The 15,424-nt window shown below is 38.4% G+C and carries 16 protein-coding genes; 11 read left to right on the top strand and 5 right to left on the bottom strand.

The genetic code is table 11. From position 1 onward, the window contains the following. The 11 genes from HMPREF0373_RS17025 to HMPREF0373_RS10260 form a co-directional block, all read left to right on the top strand. Positions 1-315: hypothetical protein (locus HMPREF0373_RS17025; protein ID WP_021739645.1), on the top strand; the 315-nt coding region annotated here is incomplete at its 5' end. A 234-nt stretch (positions 316-549) separates the two neighbouring features. Beyond that, positions 550-768, top strand: a complete 219-nt coding sequence (locus tag HMPREF0373_RS10305; RefSeq protein ID WP_044963921.1) for a beta/alpha barrel domain-containing protein — start codon at positions 550-552, stop codon at positions 766-768. Between the two features lie 64 nt (positions 769-832). Then, positions 833-1,759: a DUF5688 family protein gene (locus tag HMPREF0373_RS10300; protein ID WP_044963920.1), complete on the top strand. Its 927-nt coding sequence runs from the start codon at positions 833-835 to the stop codon at positions 1,757-1,759. Between the two features lie 6 nt (positions 1,760-1,765). Beyond that, the gene (locus HMPREF0373_RS10295; RefSeq protein ID WP_021739642.1) at positions 1,766-2,143 is read left to right on the top strand and encodes a DUF5684 domain-containing protein; all 378 of its coding nucleotides are present in this window, start codon (positions 1,766-1,768) and stop codon (positions 2,141-2,143) included. Positions 2,144-2,265: 122 nt separating this feature from the next. After that, positions 2,266-3,585: a YodL domain-containing protein gene (locus tag HMPREF0373_RS10290; protein WP_021739641.1), complete on the top strand. Its 1,320-nt coding sequence runs from the start codon at positions 2,266-2,268 to the stop codon at positions 3,583-3,585. A 24-nt stretch (positions 3,586-3,609) separates the two neighbouring features. Next, the gene (locus HMPREF0373_RS10285) at positions 3,610-4,440 is read left to right on the top strand and encodes an LPD16 domain-containing protein (protein ID WP_021739640.1); all 831 of its coding nucleotides are present in this window, start codon (positions 3,610-3,612) and stop codon (positions 4,438-4,440) included. Positions 4,441-4,742: 302 nt separating this feature from the next. Next, positions 4,743-6,872 carry a hypothetical protein gene (locus HMPREF0373_RS10280; RefSeq protein ID WP_021739639.1) on the top strand — a complete coding sequence of 710 codons (2,130 nt, stop codon included), beginning with the start codon at positions 4,743-4,745 and terminating at the stop codon, positions 6,870-6,872. 356 nt (positions 6,873-7,228) lie between these two features. After that, on the top strand, positions 7,229-7,402 hold the full coding sequence (locus tag HMPREF0373_RS10275) for a hypothetical protein (protein WP_022035256.1): 174 nt from the start codon (positions 7,229-7,231) through the stop codon (positions 7,400-7,402). A 565-nt stretch (positions 7,403-7,967) separates the two neighbouring features. Continuing rightward, complete coding sequence (gene rd, locus HMPREF0373_RS10270; RefSeq protein ID WP_022035254.1) at positions 7,968-8,132, top strand: rubredoxin; 165 nt, start codon at positions 7,968-7,970, stop codon at positions 8,130-8,132. 75 nt (positions 8,133-8,207) lie between these two features. Continuing rightward, the gene (locus tag HMPREF0373_RS10265; RefSeq protein ID WP_044963926.1) at positions 8,208-8,642 is read left to right on the top strand and encodes a bacteriohemerythrin; all 435 of its coding nucleotides are present in this window, start codon (positions 8,208-8,210) and stop codon (positions 8,640-8,642) included. Between the two features lie 618 nt (positions 8,643-9,260). Continuing rightward, the gene (locus HMPREF0373_RS10260; protein WP_006858432.1) at positions 9,261-9,500 is read left to right on the top strand and encodes a DUF6061 family protein; all 240 of its coding nucleotides are present in this window, start codon (positions 9,261-9,263) and stop codon (positions 9,498-9,500) included. Between the two features lie 76 nt (positions 9,501-9,576). Here HMPREF0373_RS10260 and HMPREF0373_RS10255 read toward each other — a convergent pair whose 3' ends face one another. The 5 genes from HMPREF0373_RS10255 to HMPREF0373_RS10235 all read right to left on the bottom strand — a co-directional run bounded on the left by HMPREF0373_RS10255 (position 9,577) and on the right by HMPREF0373_RS10235 (position 15,411). Continuing rightward, positions 9,577-11,790 (bottom strand): FtsX-like permease family protein, encoded by a 2,214-nt coding sequence (locus HMPREF0373_RS10255; protein WP_006858431.1) that lies wholly within the window; start codon positions 11,788-11,790, stop codon positions 9,577-9,579. Further along, a complete protein-coding gene (locus HMPREF0373_RS10250; RefSeq protein WP_006858430.1) occupies positions 11,780-12,547 on the bottom strand; it encodes an ABC transporter ATP-binding protein in 768 nt (255 codons plus the stop codon). Before HMPREF0373_RS10250 ends, HMPREF0373_RS10255 begins: the two co-directional genes overlap by 11 nt. Before the next feature lie 111 nt (positions 12,548-12,658). Next, the gene (locus HMPREF0373_RS10245) at positions 12,659-13,672 is read right to left on the bottom strand and encodes a sensor histidine kinase (RefSeq protein ID WP_015529841.1); all 1,014 of its coding nucleotides are present in this window, start codon (positions 13,670-13,672) and stop codon (positions 12,659-12,661) included. Then, on the bottom strand, positions 13,669-14,337 hold the full coding sequence (locus HMPREF0373_RS10240) for a response regulator transcription factor (RefSeq protein ID WP_006858428.1): 669 nt from the start codon (positions 14,335-14,337) through the stop codon (positions 13,669-13,671). Before HMPREF0373_RS10240 ends, HMPREF0373_RS10245 begins: the two co-directional genes overlap by 4 nt. Positions 14,338-14,445: 108 nt before the next feature. Then, complete coding sequence (locus HMPREF0373_RS10235) at positions 14,446-15,411, bottom strand: DUF6040 family protein (RefSeq protein ID WP_021739634.1); 966 nt, start codon at positions 15,409-15,411, stop codon at positions 14,446-14,448. Between the last annotated feature and the right edge of the window lie 13 nt (positions 15,412-15,424).

Below are 15,424 nucleotides of genomic sequence, written 5' to 3'. Positions count from 1 at the left end.
CAATATCCAGAACCTTTTGAATTAGTGGAGCCGATTTTAGAAATCATAGGTACAAATCCACTGGTCGATTTTGGAATGCCGGGGGATCTGGTTCATTTTGTAGAGCAATTTTATAAACATGGATATGAAGAATTACTGATTTCGTCGGTAAGAAAAAATCCAACTCCACATAATATCTGGATGGTGCACCGTTGCTATAATGATACGGAAAATCCAAAGCGTGAAATGTTTGCTGAACTTATGCGCGATTTGAAAAATGATAGTTCTGTTTCTGCGGAGATCAAAAACAGTATTGATGAATTTGATTGGGAATAAAGTAAATTACTTAAAGTCATAACATATGGAAAAATCCATACCGAAAGGGTACTCACAAAGCTGTGGGTACTTTTTTTAGTTTCCGAAAAAATGGAATCGGCGTATATAAGAAGCATAAGTTATCACATTCTTTTTACAAGAATCTTCACAGATAGGCAGCAGCCTATGTCACAAGAGCAGGGATTTCTACCTGCAGTAATCAAAGGCAAAATAAAAGAGAAAGGAGAGCATGACATGTTATTTATTTCTGCGCTGGAACTGGTGCAGATGTGTCAGAAACATGGCATTTTAATTGGAACAGATTGCGTCATACATTTCTGCGATGAGCAGGGAACCTGGCATGAGATGACACATGCCGGGATGGCTATGGAACTGATGCAGAATGCAGAAGAGACCCGAAAATTATTACGGGAGTTATCAAAGGCAGGAATTACATTTTATTTAAAGGGATAAATTGCCTATAGCAAAGCAAAGGCGCTGCCATGTGATAACGAAAAATGGAAAGGACAAAAGAAAAATGAAAGAAATGACACTTGAAGAAGTAAAAATCTATGTATTGGAGCATTTTTGTGAATACCTTCCAGAATGCTATCAAAAGAGTACGCTTAGAGTGGAATCGGTGGTAAAGAACAATCAGAGATTAACCGGGATCAGTTTAGCAGGGGTAAAAATTTCTCCGACTATTTATTTGGAAAATATTTATGAAGAATATCTGGAGCATAAATCTTCTTTATGCCAGATTTTAAGAAAAAAAGCGAACCTGTTTTATGAGCGCATGAAAAATGGTGAGGAGATCATGACATTGTTAAAAAAGGTAAAAACAATGTCGAAAGAGGAAATCGGGAAACATCTGTTTCTTGCCCTCGTACAGACCAAAAATAACCATGCGCTTTTGGAACATCGCATCCATCGAAAATTCCTGGATTTATCTGTATTATGTAATTACGAATTTTCGGTTGGAAAAGAGCTGTTAAGTATCGGATTAAGTAAAATGCTGTTGGATCAGATTCAGTTATCGGAAGAGGAAGCGTTCAATCTGGCATATAAAAATTCCTGTGCAAGAGGAATACTTCGACAGGATGCAACATTCTACTCACTGGTAAAACTGGAAATGCGGTTGAATCCTGAACTGGAAATGCCTGATGTACATCTGGCATATTCACTCGATGGGGAGTATGGTGCAAATATCATGCTGAATAAGCAGTTTTTAAAAATGGCATCTGATCGTTTTGGTGGAGATTATTATGTAATACCAGCAAGTATTTATGAGCTTATCTTAATATCCGGAAAGATTGATTGTAGTGAGGAAGAAAGAACAGCTTTAAATAAAATGATAGGAGAGGCAAATAAAGTGGCAAAGATGGAGAAATTCATACTGTCAGACCATGCATACTTTTATAATTCCAAAACACACAAGTTGGAATGTGTCTACGAAGAGGAGTAATACCATATGATGAAAACAGTGATTTTATATCTGGCAAGTGCCATTGGTCTTATGCGGATGTTCCAGAAAGCAGGATATTTTGACAAAAAACTGGCATTTGTGCCGATTTTGAATGAATATCTTGCGTTCCGGCTGGCAGGTGTACAAAAAGAATTTCTTTTATACCTGGTCAGCAGTCTGGTATCCTGGCTGTTGCATTTTAACCGGTCACTGATTCTGGCTGTAGCAGGAGCCGGCATCTTTGCGTTAATCCTTCGAATTTATATGGCTTATGAGCTGGCAAAACATTATGGAACAGGAAAACTGATGGCGGCAGGCATTGTATGCTTTCCCGCATTATCATATCTGCTTCTTGGATATGGAAAACATATTTATAAAAAATAGCAGAATGGAGAACAGGAAAAATGAAAAATGAAGCAAAAGAAAGCGGAGTAGTTAAATAAGCAAAAGACGTGGAAAGAACAGGTAGCAATATCTGTTCTTTCTTTTATTAATGGGAGAACAAGATGAAAGCTGAGAAAACAGACAGAAAAGAGCAGGTGCAGGAACTGACGAAAAAGCTGGAGGATGGGATCACTGCATTGTTTGAGAGTGACCGTTATCTGGAGTATTTGACCATTATGGCAAGGTTCCACCATTACAGTTACCGGAATACACTACTGATCTTATTGCAATGTCCGGATGCAACACTGGTTGCCGGATTTCATGCATGGAAGCAGAAGTTTGGGCGTCATGTGAAAAAAGGTGAGACCGGGATCTGTATCCTGGCACCAATGGCGTACAAATACAAGAAGGAAAGTAAGAAACAGGATCAGGAAGTAGTGATTCTGGAACCGGAATCAGAAGATACGAAGCATACAAAAAAAGCGGAGCAGTCAGAGGAACTGGAAGAAAAATCAGAACAGAGGATCGTAGGCTTTCGTGTTGTCCGGGTATTTGATGTTACTCAGACGGAAGGAAAGGAGTTGCCACAGTTAGGGGTAGACGAACTGACGGGAGCGGTAACCGATTATGAAGTTCTCATACAGGCACTGCTTATGGTATCCCCAATGCCGGTCTCTTTTATCGAGATTGAGAGCGGAGCGAAAGGATACTGCAATGTGACCAAACGTGTTATCGCGATCCAGAAGGATATGAGCCAGTTGCAGACGGTCAAAACAATGATCCATGAGATCGCACATGCCATGCTGCATGCTGATAACGATAAGGTTGAAAGAAAAGATGCAGGTACCAGAGAAGTAGAGGCAGAAAGTATTGCTTATGTGGTATGTCAGTATCTGGGACTGGATACTTCCGATTATTCCTTTGCATATCTGATAGGCTGGAGCAGTGGTCGGCAGATGCCGGAACTGCGGGCATCCCTGCATACGATCCAGACAACAGCGGCAGATCTGATCGATCGGATAGAGGAGCAGATCAGTCAGACGAATGCCCGCAAAAGAAAGGCGGAATCGGAAGACTCCGGTCAGGAGATATCCGGTGTTGCGGGTGACTATTTTGAAATCTATCAGTTGAAAGAAAATATGGAAAATCGGCAGTTTTATTTTATGGATCTGTCATTCTGGCAGAGCAGAGGTGTGTCTGTGGAGCATACGAGGTATGACGTAACCTATACGGCACCATTGGATGAAAAAACTACACTGGATGATATTTACTGCCGGTTCAACATAGACCGACCTTCTGATTTCTTCGGGCATTCCTTATCCATCAGTGATGTTGTTGTACTGCACCGGAAGGGGAAAACGGATAGTTATTTTGTAGATAACATAGGATTTCAACCAGTAACAGATTTTTTCAAGAAAGAGCCAAAGGATGTAGCAGTGTAATAGAAAGAGAAGGAGAAAAAGTAAATGGAACAAAACAAAATTGTTACTTATTATGTGATCAAGGATCTTGCAACATGGACAACACGCGGTTGTAAGCAGAGTGTATGCGAACGTTATGAACATGCGGAAGAAGCAATGCAGCAGCTTCGGGATTATGCACAGTGGCAGACCGTCATAGAGGATAAGCGCATTCGTGCAACGCTTGGAATCCGCATCAAGGGACTGGATTTTGACGTAGTTTACCGCATTGGTGGAAAAAATGCCTTGTCCTTAGAATTTCATCTTTCCTCATCTGTAAATGAGAATCAAAATTTTCTGGTAGCATTGCAGAATATCTGCCAGCAGCTTCCGGTAAGTCATGTCCGGATACATCGTCAGATGACGGAGGAGGAGAAAAAAGAGTGGACAAGAGAGCGGTTTACAAAATGGGTATTGCTTAATAATGTGCATGGGATTATCCAAGACTTGGAGAAAAAGTTTGAACCTCTTTATGAGCAACAGAAGCTGGAGCGCTTTTTGCCAACGAGACAGCAGCAGGATGTTGTGGAGCATATGCCACTTGGTGCATGGGACAATCCGTATTTTGAAGCATTGCCACCGGAGCATTTCGCATTATTTGTTCCGTCCCAATCCCTGTATGTCTGCATGCAGACAAGTGAAATGGAATTTGATTATACCCTGTATGACTCACAGGAGCATATACTGGATGGCGGCAGGCTGACCGGAAATGGAGCATGGACTATCTGGGACGCAATGAATGATCTTTTTGAAGAACTGGAAGTGGACTGGAAAGATATCATTGTCTTGGATCATGACAAAGTTAAAGACTGGATCGAAAGCGGAGGAGAAAAGTAAGATGAGATAAGGGAAGGAACCGATACCTGACAGGGCATAGCAAGCACTGGCAGGGTCAGTTTTTTCTTTTCCCTAAAATGCAAAATCACTGCAAAAATGTAGCAATATGTGTGACAGTGGCTTATACACTTGTGAAGCAGTCAAAGCAAATACTTCCATAAAACACAGAAGTTCGTCCTAATCGACGAGCTTTCTTTTTTTTTTGAAAAAACAGGCGTTTTCAGCTATACTAGATAATGATATAGTGACTATTAACAGGTGTACCTTTTGAGAAAAGTCAAGGAAAGGAGCAGAAAGTAAATATGAAACAAAGATATTTGAAAAAGCCTTGTTCATTTTTGCTGGTAAGTGCAATGGTATTGACTATGTTTCCGACGTTTAGTACCAGCGTTCATGCAGAGGAAAATCAATCGCCAACGAAAGAGCAGTTTTCAACTGTTGAAGAATTAAAAAACTATGATACAAATGATAATGACGGAGTGAAAAATCCTGCAAAAGTCTATTTCGGAAACAACAATCAACAGTGGTGGATTGCAGGAAGTCAAAGTAATGATAGCATAACGTTATTTTCGGCAAGTTCTATGAGAGATGATGTACAATTTGAATCAAATTATATGGACAATAAAACATATGATGATAAGTGGAACTGTACCTATCCTGATAGAGAACCGGCAGAAGTTTTCCCGAATCACTACGGTGCGAGCTATATAAGGAATGTTACCTTAAAAGAGATGGAAGCTTCTTTTTTTACAAGTTCAGAACAGGCACTGATAAATGAAACAACGATTTATACGGATGATACGAAAAACAACAGCGTCTATTCCACGACGGACAAGCTATATTTGGCTTATGGAGACCAAGAAGATTATAATCACATTACTGTGGGAAAGAACAGCGCAAATGATTTGAATGACGGTCTTCGTATTGATCCAAGTTATTGGGGAAAATCTGTTCTTGAATTATTTTGGATTCGTTCACCATTTGTTAGTAATGATGATCCGAATGATGGAAGTAGTGTTTTGACTGCGTGGCCTTCTAAGAATTATCCTGCTTTTAATGGAGCTCAAACAAGCAATGTAGAAAAAATAAGACCTGCTTTTGAACTGAATTCATCAACGATTCTTTTTGCATCGGCTGTTCCGTCAGCAACATCTACAGGTAATTTAACATTGCAGGATACGGATGGAGATGGAGCGTTTACATTACGCTATGACGCCGGTAAGTATAGTAAGAACCTAGGTTCAGCCGTAATTTCTTATGATGAAAGCAAGGTTATCTTAACAGATGTTCCAAATGGTACATATCTGGTTGCACAAAACAGCAATGGTACGTATGCGAAACAAATTACGAATGAAACAGAAGTTTCTGCAAGTGGTATGAATTTAGATAATTTTGCGAATTGCAAGATATGGCTGGAAACAACAGATACAGCAAATAGAATCACATATGCGGCTTTGGCAGAGAAAGAACAAGAAACTGCTGTGAATATTGTTGCGGGTGCGGGATTGAATATCACATCGGAAAATGGTGTGCAGAAAGTTGTTCCAAACACGGCAATTACGAATATTATAGTAGAAGCTGTTGACGGATATTTTCTTCCGGATGGTTATGAGGATGGTATCCAGGGCTTGAACGGATTGACAGTAACAAATATCACTAAAAACGGTTTTACCATTATAGGTACGCCAGCAAGTGATGTGAATATCACACTGCCACCTGCAACAAAGGCAGTTTACAGCATGCTTTTAAGTGGTGACGGAACATTTACAGGAACTTGCGTAGGATATCAACCAATTAACGCAAAGGAATTTACGATTACAAATAGCGGAAATGTTGATTTAGAGAATGTAGATATATCTATCACGGGTACAGATAAGGATAAGTTCGAGTTGAGTGGTGATGGTACTACAACCATCCAGCCAAACGACACTCTAAAAGTAGCAGTAGCACCAAAAGACAGTTTAGCAACAGGTATATATCGGGCAACGCTTACTGTAACAGCAGCTAATGCTCAAATAGCAACAACGGAGCTACAGTTTACTGTAAACGAACATGATTATGTTGCAGTCGTTACACCACCAAATTGCACAGAGAAAGGATATACGACATATACTTGCAGGAATTGTAGTCATAGCTACAAAGGAAACGAGGTAGATGCGACAGGTCATACGTGGGGAGAATGGAAAGTCATCAAGGAAGCAACAACCACAGAAACAGGCAAAAAAGAACGTGTTTGTGAACGTTGTGATTATAAAGAAATAGCAGTCATTTCTATGATTTCCAACAAAGAACAGCCTACTACTTCTACAAAGCCAGATACAGCAGTTAAGACAGGCGATAGTACAAATATTTTGCTGTGGAGTATGGTAATGGTCATTTCCCTTGCAGGAATGCTGACAGCATTGTTCTTCAAACGCAGAAGAAACAGATAAGCAAGGATAAGGACAGGGACAAAGGTTTCTGTCCTTTTCTTATCCCCTGCTTTAGAAACGTATTTTTAAGGACGCAAACAGCAACCGACGGAGTGATCCAGACACGGTGGCGGTCGTAAGACAAATCGCCACGCCAGCCTGCTGGCGAGTGTCTGGTTCACTTTGGCGGTTATGCGAGCGAAGCGAGCTTTCTAAACCCCCGTTATCTAACAGGGGGGTACTATTACAAAAAGCAAAAGGCAAAGGAATTTTAAAAGGGGGGCATAGAATGATGGCAAAGCAAAAGACCTATATCGCAATCGACCTCAAATCATTCTATGCTTCTGCAGAAGAAAAATGCAAGGACTTCTGGTGGAATGAGTGTACCTGATAATGACCAGGAAGCCTCTGAGCCTAAAAAAGAGATACTTGGAAAGAAAAAATCCATTGTTGGAAGATTACGTCGGCATCAGGCAGAAATAGCAGCAAAAGAAGGAAAGCCGGTATCAAAATATTTGGAAATGCAGTTAGAGCGAGAGAAAAAGAAGTAAACTGAGTAGTGATGGAGCACTTGGAAGGCATTTTAAAAATGCTTTCTGGGTGCTATTTTTGTTGATTTAGAGTAAGGATAATGGGAGATTGAGTGTGGTAGATGCAGATTTTGCAGTTGTTGCTAAATAAAACCGTAAATAATTACAGGATATGGTGGGGTTTTTATACCCCATGTTTTGATGTAAATTATAATTATCAAAAAGAAAACGATTAATCAGAAGAGATGGAGGATTAAAACTATGATGAATGATTATGGATGTGGAAAAGGCGGACTGGATAATAGTGGATATAAAGAAATTAGACCGATATATGGTAATAAATGATGTTGCATGAGAAAGAACAATGCACTGCTATGTTTTCAGAAATCGTGTAGAATCTACTTGTTGCGTAATAGTTGATGCAGACAAGAATAGATCTGAAAACATAAAATATTAACAATTACTGTTATTGAAAATAGTGAAATTATTATGTATAATGATGTAGAAAACAAAGAGACAAAACACTGAAAAATACGGTGGAAATCTAGTAACAAAAATAAATCAACAGGAAAAGGAGAAAATGACTATGAAAAAATATGAATGTGGACCATGTGGTTATATTTATGATCCGGCAGTAGGAGATCCAGACGGAGGTATTGCTCCAGGAACTGCATTTGAGGATATTCCAGATGACTGGGTATGTCCACTCTGTGGATTGGGAAAAGATGTTTTTGTTCCTGTAGAAGACTAAGCAGATAATGCTAATATGAAACTGATAGACACAAATAATTCCAAGAGAATATATAAAAGAAATGGAGACCAGATTATGACTTACGATTTAAATATTACCTTTGATGATAATTTAATTACAGGAAATAAAACTATCGATACCCAGCATAAAGAATTGATTGACCGTATCCAAAACTTTTTAACTGCCTGTCAAAATGGCGACAGCAAGGTAAAAGCAATCAAAATGCTGGATTATCTGGATGAGTATACTAACTTTCATTTCAAAGAAGAGGAAAAGCTTCAGGAAAACGTTGGTTATCCAGGGCGTGAAACGCATCACGAAAAACATGAAGAGTTTAAAAAGACAATTCAGGTACTGTATGAATACCTTAATGATTATGAAGGACCAACGGATCAGTTCAGTGAACTTGTACAGAAAAATGTGATTGACTGGTTGTTTGGACACATTAAAACAAATGACCGCTCTGTAGCGGAATTTATTTTTATAAGAGAAAATCCTGACCGGTTATAAAATAAATCAGTAAATGCGTTTTATCAGAATTTAGACAAAGTGGTGAATGTTCCTATGATGAATAAACTTTGAGAATACTGTGTCGACACTAAGAAAGTTACAAATGAACAGGAAACCTATTTATTTCACAGTATTACTATGAAATGATAGTTTCCCATTGTTACCCTATGTTGTGGATAACATATACATATATTTCCAAAAGAAATTCAGGTAAAAACTTGCCAATATATGTACAGGTGTATTACTCATTTGTAGATGGAATTCATATTGGTGAGTTTGTGGATTCATTAGAAAAATATTTTGCAAATCTTTAACAACCAAAATCCAGTTGATATTTCACATATTTTAGGAAATTTAATAACTGTTATATTTAATTATCAAATTCTTCGCAAACCCTTGAAAATACTAAGTTTGTAGCAAGTGTACTTCCCCTTACTCTTTCCCTTGTGTTACATTCTCCCATTAGCTTTCATGAACCTTAATATGGGAAAAATTAAGGGAAAGAAAATTTCATAACACAGTATAACATATAACAATAACGACATGGTGAACTGATTGAAATGTTTTCGATATTTAACTCTATAACTGATTATTAAAAGAAAATGGAGATAAGATACGATGAGAACAATTTATGCAGAATACAACATAAATCACGATAGTATTGATGTTTACACAAGTGCTGGATATATGCTTCGCATTGACTGCTGGGAAGCTGAAAAAGATTTAAAAACCACATATGGATCAGAATGTGCACTTACTTCATTAGCTGTGGATGAGCCTTTGGAATATGCAAGATTATATCTTGAGGGCAATTTACAGATGTGGGTGGATGCAGAAGATTCATTAGAACTTTATTAAGTGAAAGAGGGATAGTGTTCATTAAGAGTGCTATCCCTCTTTAAAGAATGTGCGAAATGCAATAATTACATATTTTCTATGGATTAACAGAGCGCCTAAAAATAATCCATGTACTTATGAAGTAACAAATCAATAAAATTACCAAAATCCCCATTGTTGCCCCTATTTGTAACATCAATGTACTAAACCCAATATAGGCTGAAATTTCTGCTGATATGGTTTGGATAAAGTAAGCTATTACAACAGCAGCTACAATGATTGCTGTGATAATTGGAAGCCCAAACCAAACACTTAATTGTTGCAAGATAAGTTTTCCGATATGCTTTTCTTCCGCCCCCAATTTTCGGAGTACAGAGAAGCGATATTTATATTGTCCTGCGTCTAAGAGTTGTTGCAAAGAAAGTACGGTAAGACATATAACCATCAGTACGACAGCACCATAAATCATTGCAGTCTGTAAAATAAAGTTATTTGCTATGGAACTATTGATTTGCAGTGTGCTAAAACGCACGCCATAAATAGCCCCGGTTTCTGCCTGCTCGGGATATTTCTCTGTAAAAAGTTTTTCCAGTTTCCTTGCATTTTCATAGGAGATATTTTCCGTTGTTGTAATATATCGGTTTTTTATTACTGGCAACAGCTTTTCACAAATATTGTCTGGAAGTACATACAATACATTTGTATAGGAATTGTACGCTGTTTCTCCAATCGGATCCTCATAATAGGACTGCCCGGAAAGAGTCAATTCTCCTGCGTCTGTCATAATGCTGGTGTGTTCTTTCAAAAAGCTATCCCGTTCTTCCTCGGTGGCGATTGCTTTCCATTGTGTTGTAAATTCATCTTCCTCCAGAGAAATCTGTTCGTAACCCAGCATTTCCCGTATAGTGTTATAATCACTCAAAGAAATTGCTACAATCGGAAAATCATATTTCTGTCTGTTGTGAAAATCGTCTTTCTCTGGCAGATATAGATTGAACGTGCAATCATAAACTGTATCTATTTTGTGTTCTGTCAGAAACTCAGTAATGATTTCATAACTGTCTTGCGGCAGATTTTCTTCTTCATATACGTCATTATATCTTGAATATACCTGCACATCATACATAGAGCGCATATCCAAATAACCTGAAGCCCAGCCCGTCAAAATAGGGGCGGCAATAAACATGAAGATTGCAAGGACAAGGGTTATACAAATCAGCGTCATTGTTTTGCTGGTTGTATTTAGTTTTGATATAATTTGCCCGAAAAAGAACAGGTTTTCTCCCTTGTATCTATGTTCCGGCGATTTTACTTTCCATGCTACAATCAAGCTGCTGGCAAGATAAATCAATGCACAAATAAAGAAGAGCAAATCAATCAATACAAATACCAGATATTGATTCAGTATTCCACCATGTAAAGGCAAATAGTATTGATTGGTAAGAGCAGGTACGCTTGCTGCTAAAAAGGCGTGCAATACAGAACAAATAAGCAGCCCATCAATCAACTTTTGAAAAGCAATTTTTTTCTTTTTCAACATCCATAATGCCGCCCAGCCTAATGTAACAACAGGGAGCAAAATATTTCCCCAATACATGATTTTCACCGGGAAAACAAAGCGGGAGTCATAATAAAATCGGACATTTTGTATTCCTGAAAACAATTCCCATAAAGTAAACATTAAAAACAGAATTACTACGACAGGAATGAATCGGCTCTTTTTCAATTCTGGCTCATTTTCTTTCTCTGCGGAAAGCATATCAATAATTTTTGTTTTTTTGATTGTGCGTGTATTGAAAACTCCTACCACAAAAAAACTTACCACAAAAAATATCACTGTCAGCAAAACGGTGTCCGGGAACAATGTCCATGAGATTTCATAAGGCTCTCCATAAGCAGTAAGGAGCATTGCGGTAATGAATTGAGAGCAAAATACACCGCAAAAAATACCAATCAAAATGGAAAACATACCCATAATCAGTGTTTCTGCAAAGAAAATCCTGCCAATAGTTTTTTGTTCCATTCCCATAATGGACTGGACAGCAAACTCTTTTTGCTTTCGTCTTAGCATATAATGATTGACGAACCGTATCAAAAATAACAACAGCAATGTTATCATGCAGATTGCAATTTTCATTCCGTCACTTAACAGAGTAAAATCATACTCGCTGCCTATATCCGGGCTATAATAACTACTGGAAATAGACAAGAACGCATAAAACAAGGTAACACAGATTGTCATTGTGACAATGTAGACCAGATAGTCTTTTACAGACCGTTTTGCATTTCTGAAAACAAGTTTAGCATACATGGCTTTGTCCCCCTCCGATCATGGTAAGGACATTCAGAATTTTATCAAAAAAAGCACTTCTGCTGTCGTTGCCCTTGCGCAGTTCCATAAAGATTTCTCCGTCTTTCAAAAAAAGAATACGGTTGGCATAGCTGGCGGTAAAAGCGTCATGAGTTACCATAAGAATTGTCGCCCTAAGCTGTTCATTGATACTTTGAATGGTAGACAGCAACATTTGTGAGGAATGGCTGTCTAATGCCCCTGTCGGCTCATCTGCCAGTAAGAGCTTCGGGTTGTTGATAATTGCTCTTGCACAAGCACAACGCTGTTTTTGTCCGCCGGATACCTGATAAGGATATTTGTTTAGAATATCGCTGATATTCAGCTTTCCGGCTATATCCAAAATGCGGGATTCTACGCTCCCGGCAGGGACTTTGTTGATTGCTAATGCCAGTGCAATATTTTCTGAAATCGTCAATGTGTCCAGCAAATTGAAGTCTTGAAATATAAACCCTAAATTCTCCCTGCGAAAACGGGCAAGGGATTTTGGTTTGATTTCCGTTATATCTGTTCCATCTAAAAAAATATGCCCTGCACTTACGGTATCAATCGTAGAAATACAGTTGAGCAGCGTTGTCTTTCCAGAACCGGACGCACCCATAATTCCGAGAAATTCCCCAGCTTCCACAGAAAAGCTAATGTCTTTAATGGCTTTGGTAATATTCCCTTCATTGCCATAATATTTCTGGATATGTTCCAGTTTCAAAATCGTATTCATCTGATAAACCTCCTTAACTGTTCCATATCTTTATTGTAAATGGAGTATCTCATTTTTTGTATCAAGTTTTCTTACACAGTTCTTACAAAAATGTAAGAAGTGCAGAACCTGTCAGCCCTGCACTCCGATAATAAAATCATTCATTTGAAAGATAAGTGAAATCGTTGTTCCTCTGTTTTCGGAATAAGCAGTAAGCCCTATTCCCAGTTTATCACATAGACGCTTGCAAAGATATAAGCCAATTCCAGTAGAATTTTTCCCGGTTCGCCCATTCTGACCTGTAAATCCTTTTTCAAAAATACGGGGTAAATCACTTTTAGGAATACCTATCCCATTATCGCTGATAGATAGCACAATCTTGTCATTCGTTTTTGTTGCCCTAAAGTGCAAAATAGGCTGCTCTGCATGGTATTTGATTGCATTACCGATAATCTGATTTAAGATGAACCGCACCCATTTTTCATCGGTATAAACTTTTGTTTCTATATCGTCTATCTGAATTGACATATTGCTTTGACGCAAAAGATACTTATTATCTGCGATTGCACTATGCACAACATCGCATAAATTGACTTCACGGACAGAATAGTCTTTTTCAGCGTGTTCACTCCGGGCATAGTAAAGTGCCTGTTCTGTATATTGGTTGATATTCTCTAACTCTGCCAATACCTCTCTGGAAAAGGGAGAACGGTTATTCTCACACAGCAGCTTCATCGCTGTAATTGGTGTTTTTACTTCGTGTATCCATTGTTCAATGTATTCTTTATATTCCCTGCGTTCCCTCTGTACTTCGCCAATCCGTTCCAACATAGATTTTTCAGCCATTTTCATAATCTGGTAAAAAACCTGTTCATCAGCCCTTTCCGGCACTTGCATGATTTCCGGCAATAAATATCGTTCTTCTAATTGCTCCGTCATATTGAGCAATTTATTCAGATATTTTTTTCGTGAGAAATAAAATGCCAGCAAAGATAAAACAAGGACAATCGACCAGACTGCAAAAATAAACAGGACTGTTTGGATAGGATTATCGCTTGCAATCAGGAACAAAGCAAGGACAAGCATACCCAGCAGATTGATTAAAATAACGGGGAGTTGATTTTTCAAATATTGTTTTCCACTCATAATGTATATCCTTGCCTGTGTTTTGTTTTAATGAAATCTACAAGTCCGATTGCTGCCAGTTTGTCGCGAATACGGGTAATATTGACACTTAGGGCGTTATCATCAACATAAAGCTGATTGTCCCAAAGAAAATCCACAATATCATTTCTGGAACAGATTTTTCCGGAGTTCTTAAAAAGGTAGTAGAGGATTTTCAATTCATTCTTTGTCAATTCTGCTTTCTGTCCTTTGTACTCTATCATGCTACTCTCCAAATGCAGGGTAGCTTCTCTCCACATATAAATTTCTGTTTGAGGGGAACGGTAGGCTTTCTTTAACAATGCAGCAATTTTAGCAAGAAGAATAGCGGGATTATAAGGCTTTGTGATAAACGCATCTCCACCCAGCATAATGCTGTTCAGTTCGTCCATATCTGTATTGCTGCTTGTTACAAATACAATCGGAATATCTGAAAAGGTGCGAATCCCCGAGCATATTTCAAAACCGTTATTCCCCGGAAGTTTTATATCCAGAATAACCAGATGTGGCGCAGCTTCTTTTAACTGCTCTATTGTTTTGGAAAAATCCGTAACTGCAAATACTTCATATCCATTCCCAGACAAAAGAGTTTTAAGCTGTGTTTGTATCGTAAAATCATCTTCAATGATTAGTATTTTTTCCTTCATAGAGATACCTCCCTGACACTTTATTATACTGTATCAGAGAGGTTTTCTCAATCGTATTATTGAATGGGAATTTTAGAATGATTTTGTACATAGCTTTGTAAAAAATGCTTAATAGTTTCTTTTCTCAAGGTACGATTCTAAATAACACCTAAGTCCAACATATGCGCCCTGCAAAAGTACAAAAAGCAATAGAAGATTTACTGACAGTGCTTTTTTGATTGCTTCTCCAAAATAAATGATGACAGCAGCACTTGTCAGTATCATCAGTAGAGTAATGACATCCCAACACTTTTCCCTATATAATTCTATAACCTTTATTTCTATCAGTATCGCCAGTATCCCTGTTCCTGCCACACATATTCCTACAATCAATATTAGCAATATCCAATATACCATTCCGGCTATAAAAGGATTTGGAATTTTTGTGCTAATCTGTGCCACAGATTGCCCGACCTCAATCGTCCAACCGATAAAAGTTTGTATGAATGATGCTGCATCATGGAAGAATGATTTGCAATCGGAAAGGAACACATCTGACTGTACTGCCTGAAAAAGAGTGGTTGTCAGCGAATACCATGCAAGAAGGAACAAGGTTGTTTGGAACATTACCGTTTTTGCTTTATATTGTCCTGCAAGTCGCTCTTTTTGTGTTTCGTATTTTGCTTTTGCATTCTGATAGTCTGTCCGGTCACAGGCTTCACATTTTTCATAGAGTACCGGCTTTTCTACCGGTATCTCTACGATTTTCTGATGTGTCCGGGCATAATCCCGTTGTTGTGTTAAGCATCGTATTTTATCTTGACATTCCCCTATCGTGACGTTTGCGCTTCGCAGCTTCTCTTTCTCGCTCCGCAATGCTCTGTCTGCCAGCTTCAAGTCGTTCTTTAATGCTTGAATATTCCCGGCTCTGTTCTCTTTGTTTAATTTCTCGTTCAAGGTCAGAGATTCGTTGAGCTGCGTCTTTAGTTCCACGATAAGCTGGTCTTTCTGTTCCAGTTCTTCTTGTATCTCCTCGGTCAAGAGGAGAAGTTCTTCCAACTGTTCGGCGTTCTTTGATTCTCTGGATTCGTTCATCTATATCACGTCC

The organism is Eubacterium ramulus ATCC 29099, from assembly GCF_000469345.1.
Classification (GTDB): domain Bacteria; phylum Bacillota; class Clostridia; order Lachnospirales; family Lachnospiraceae; genus Eubacterium_I; species Eubacterium_I ramulus.
Note: the sequence above shows the minus strand (reverse complement) of the source record. Positions and strands in the feature narration are given on the sequence as shown.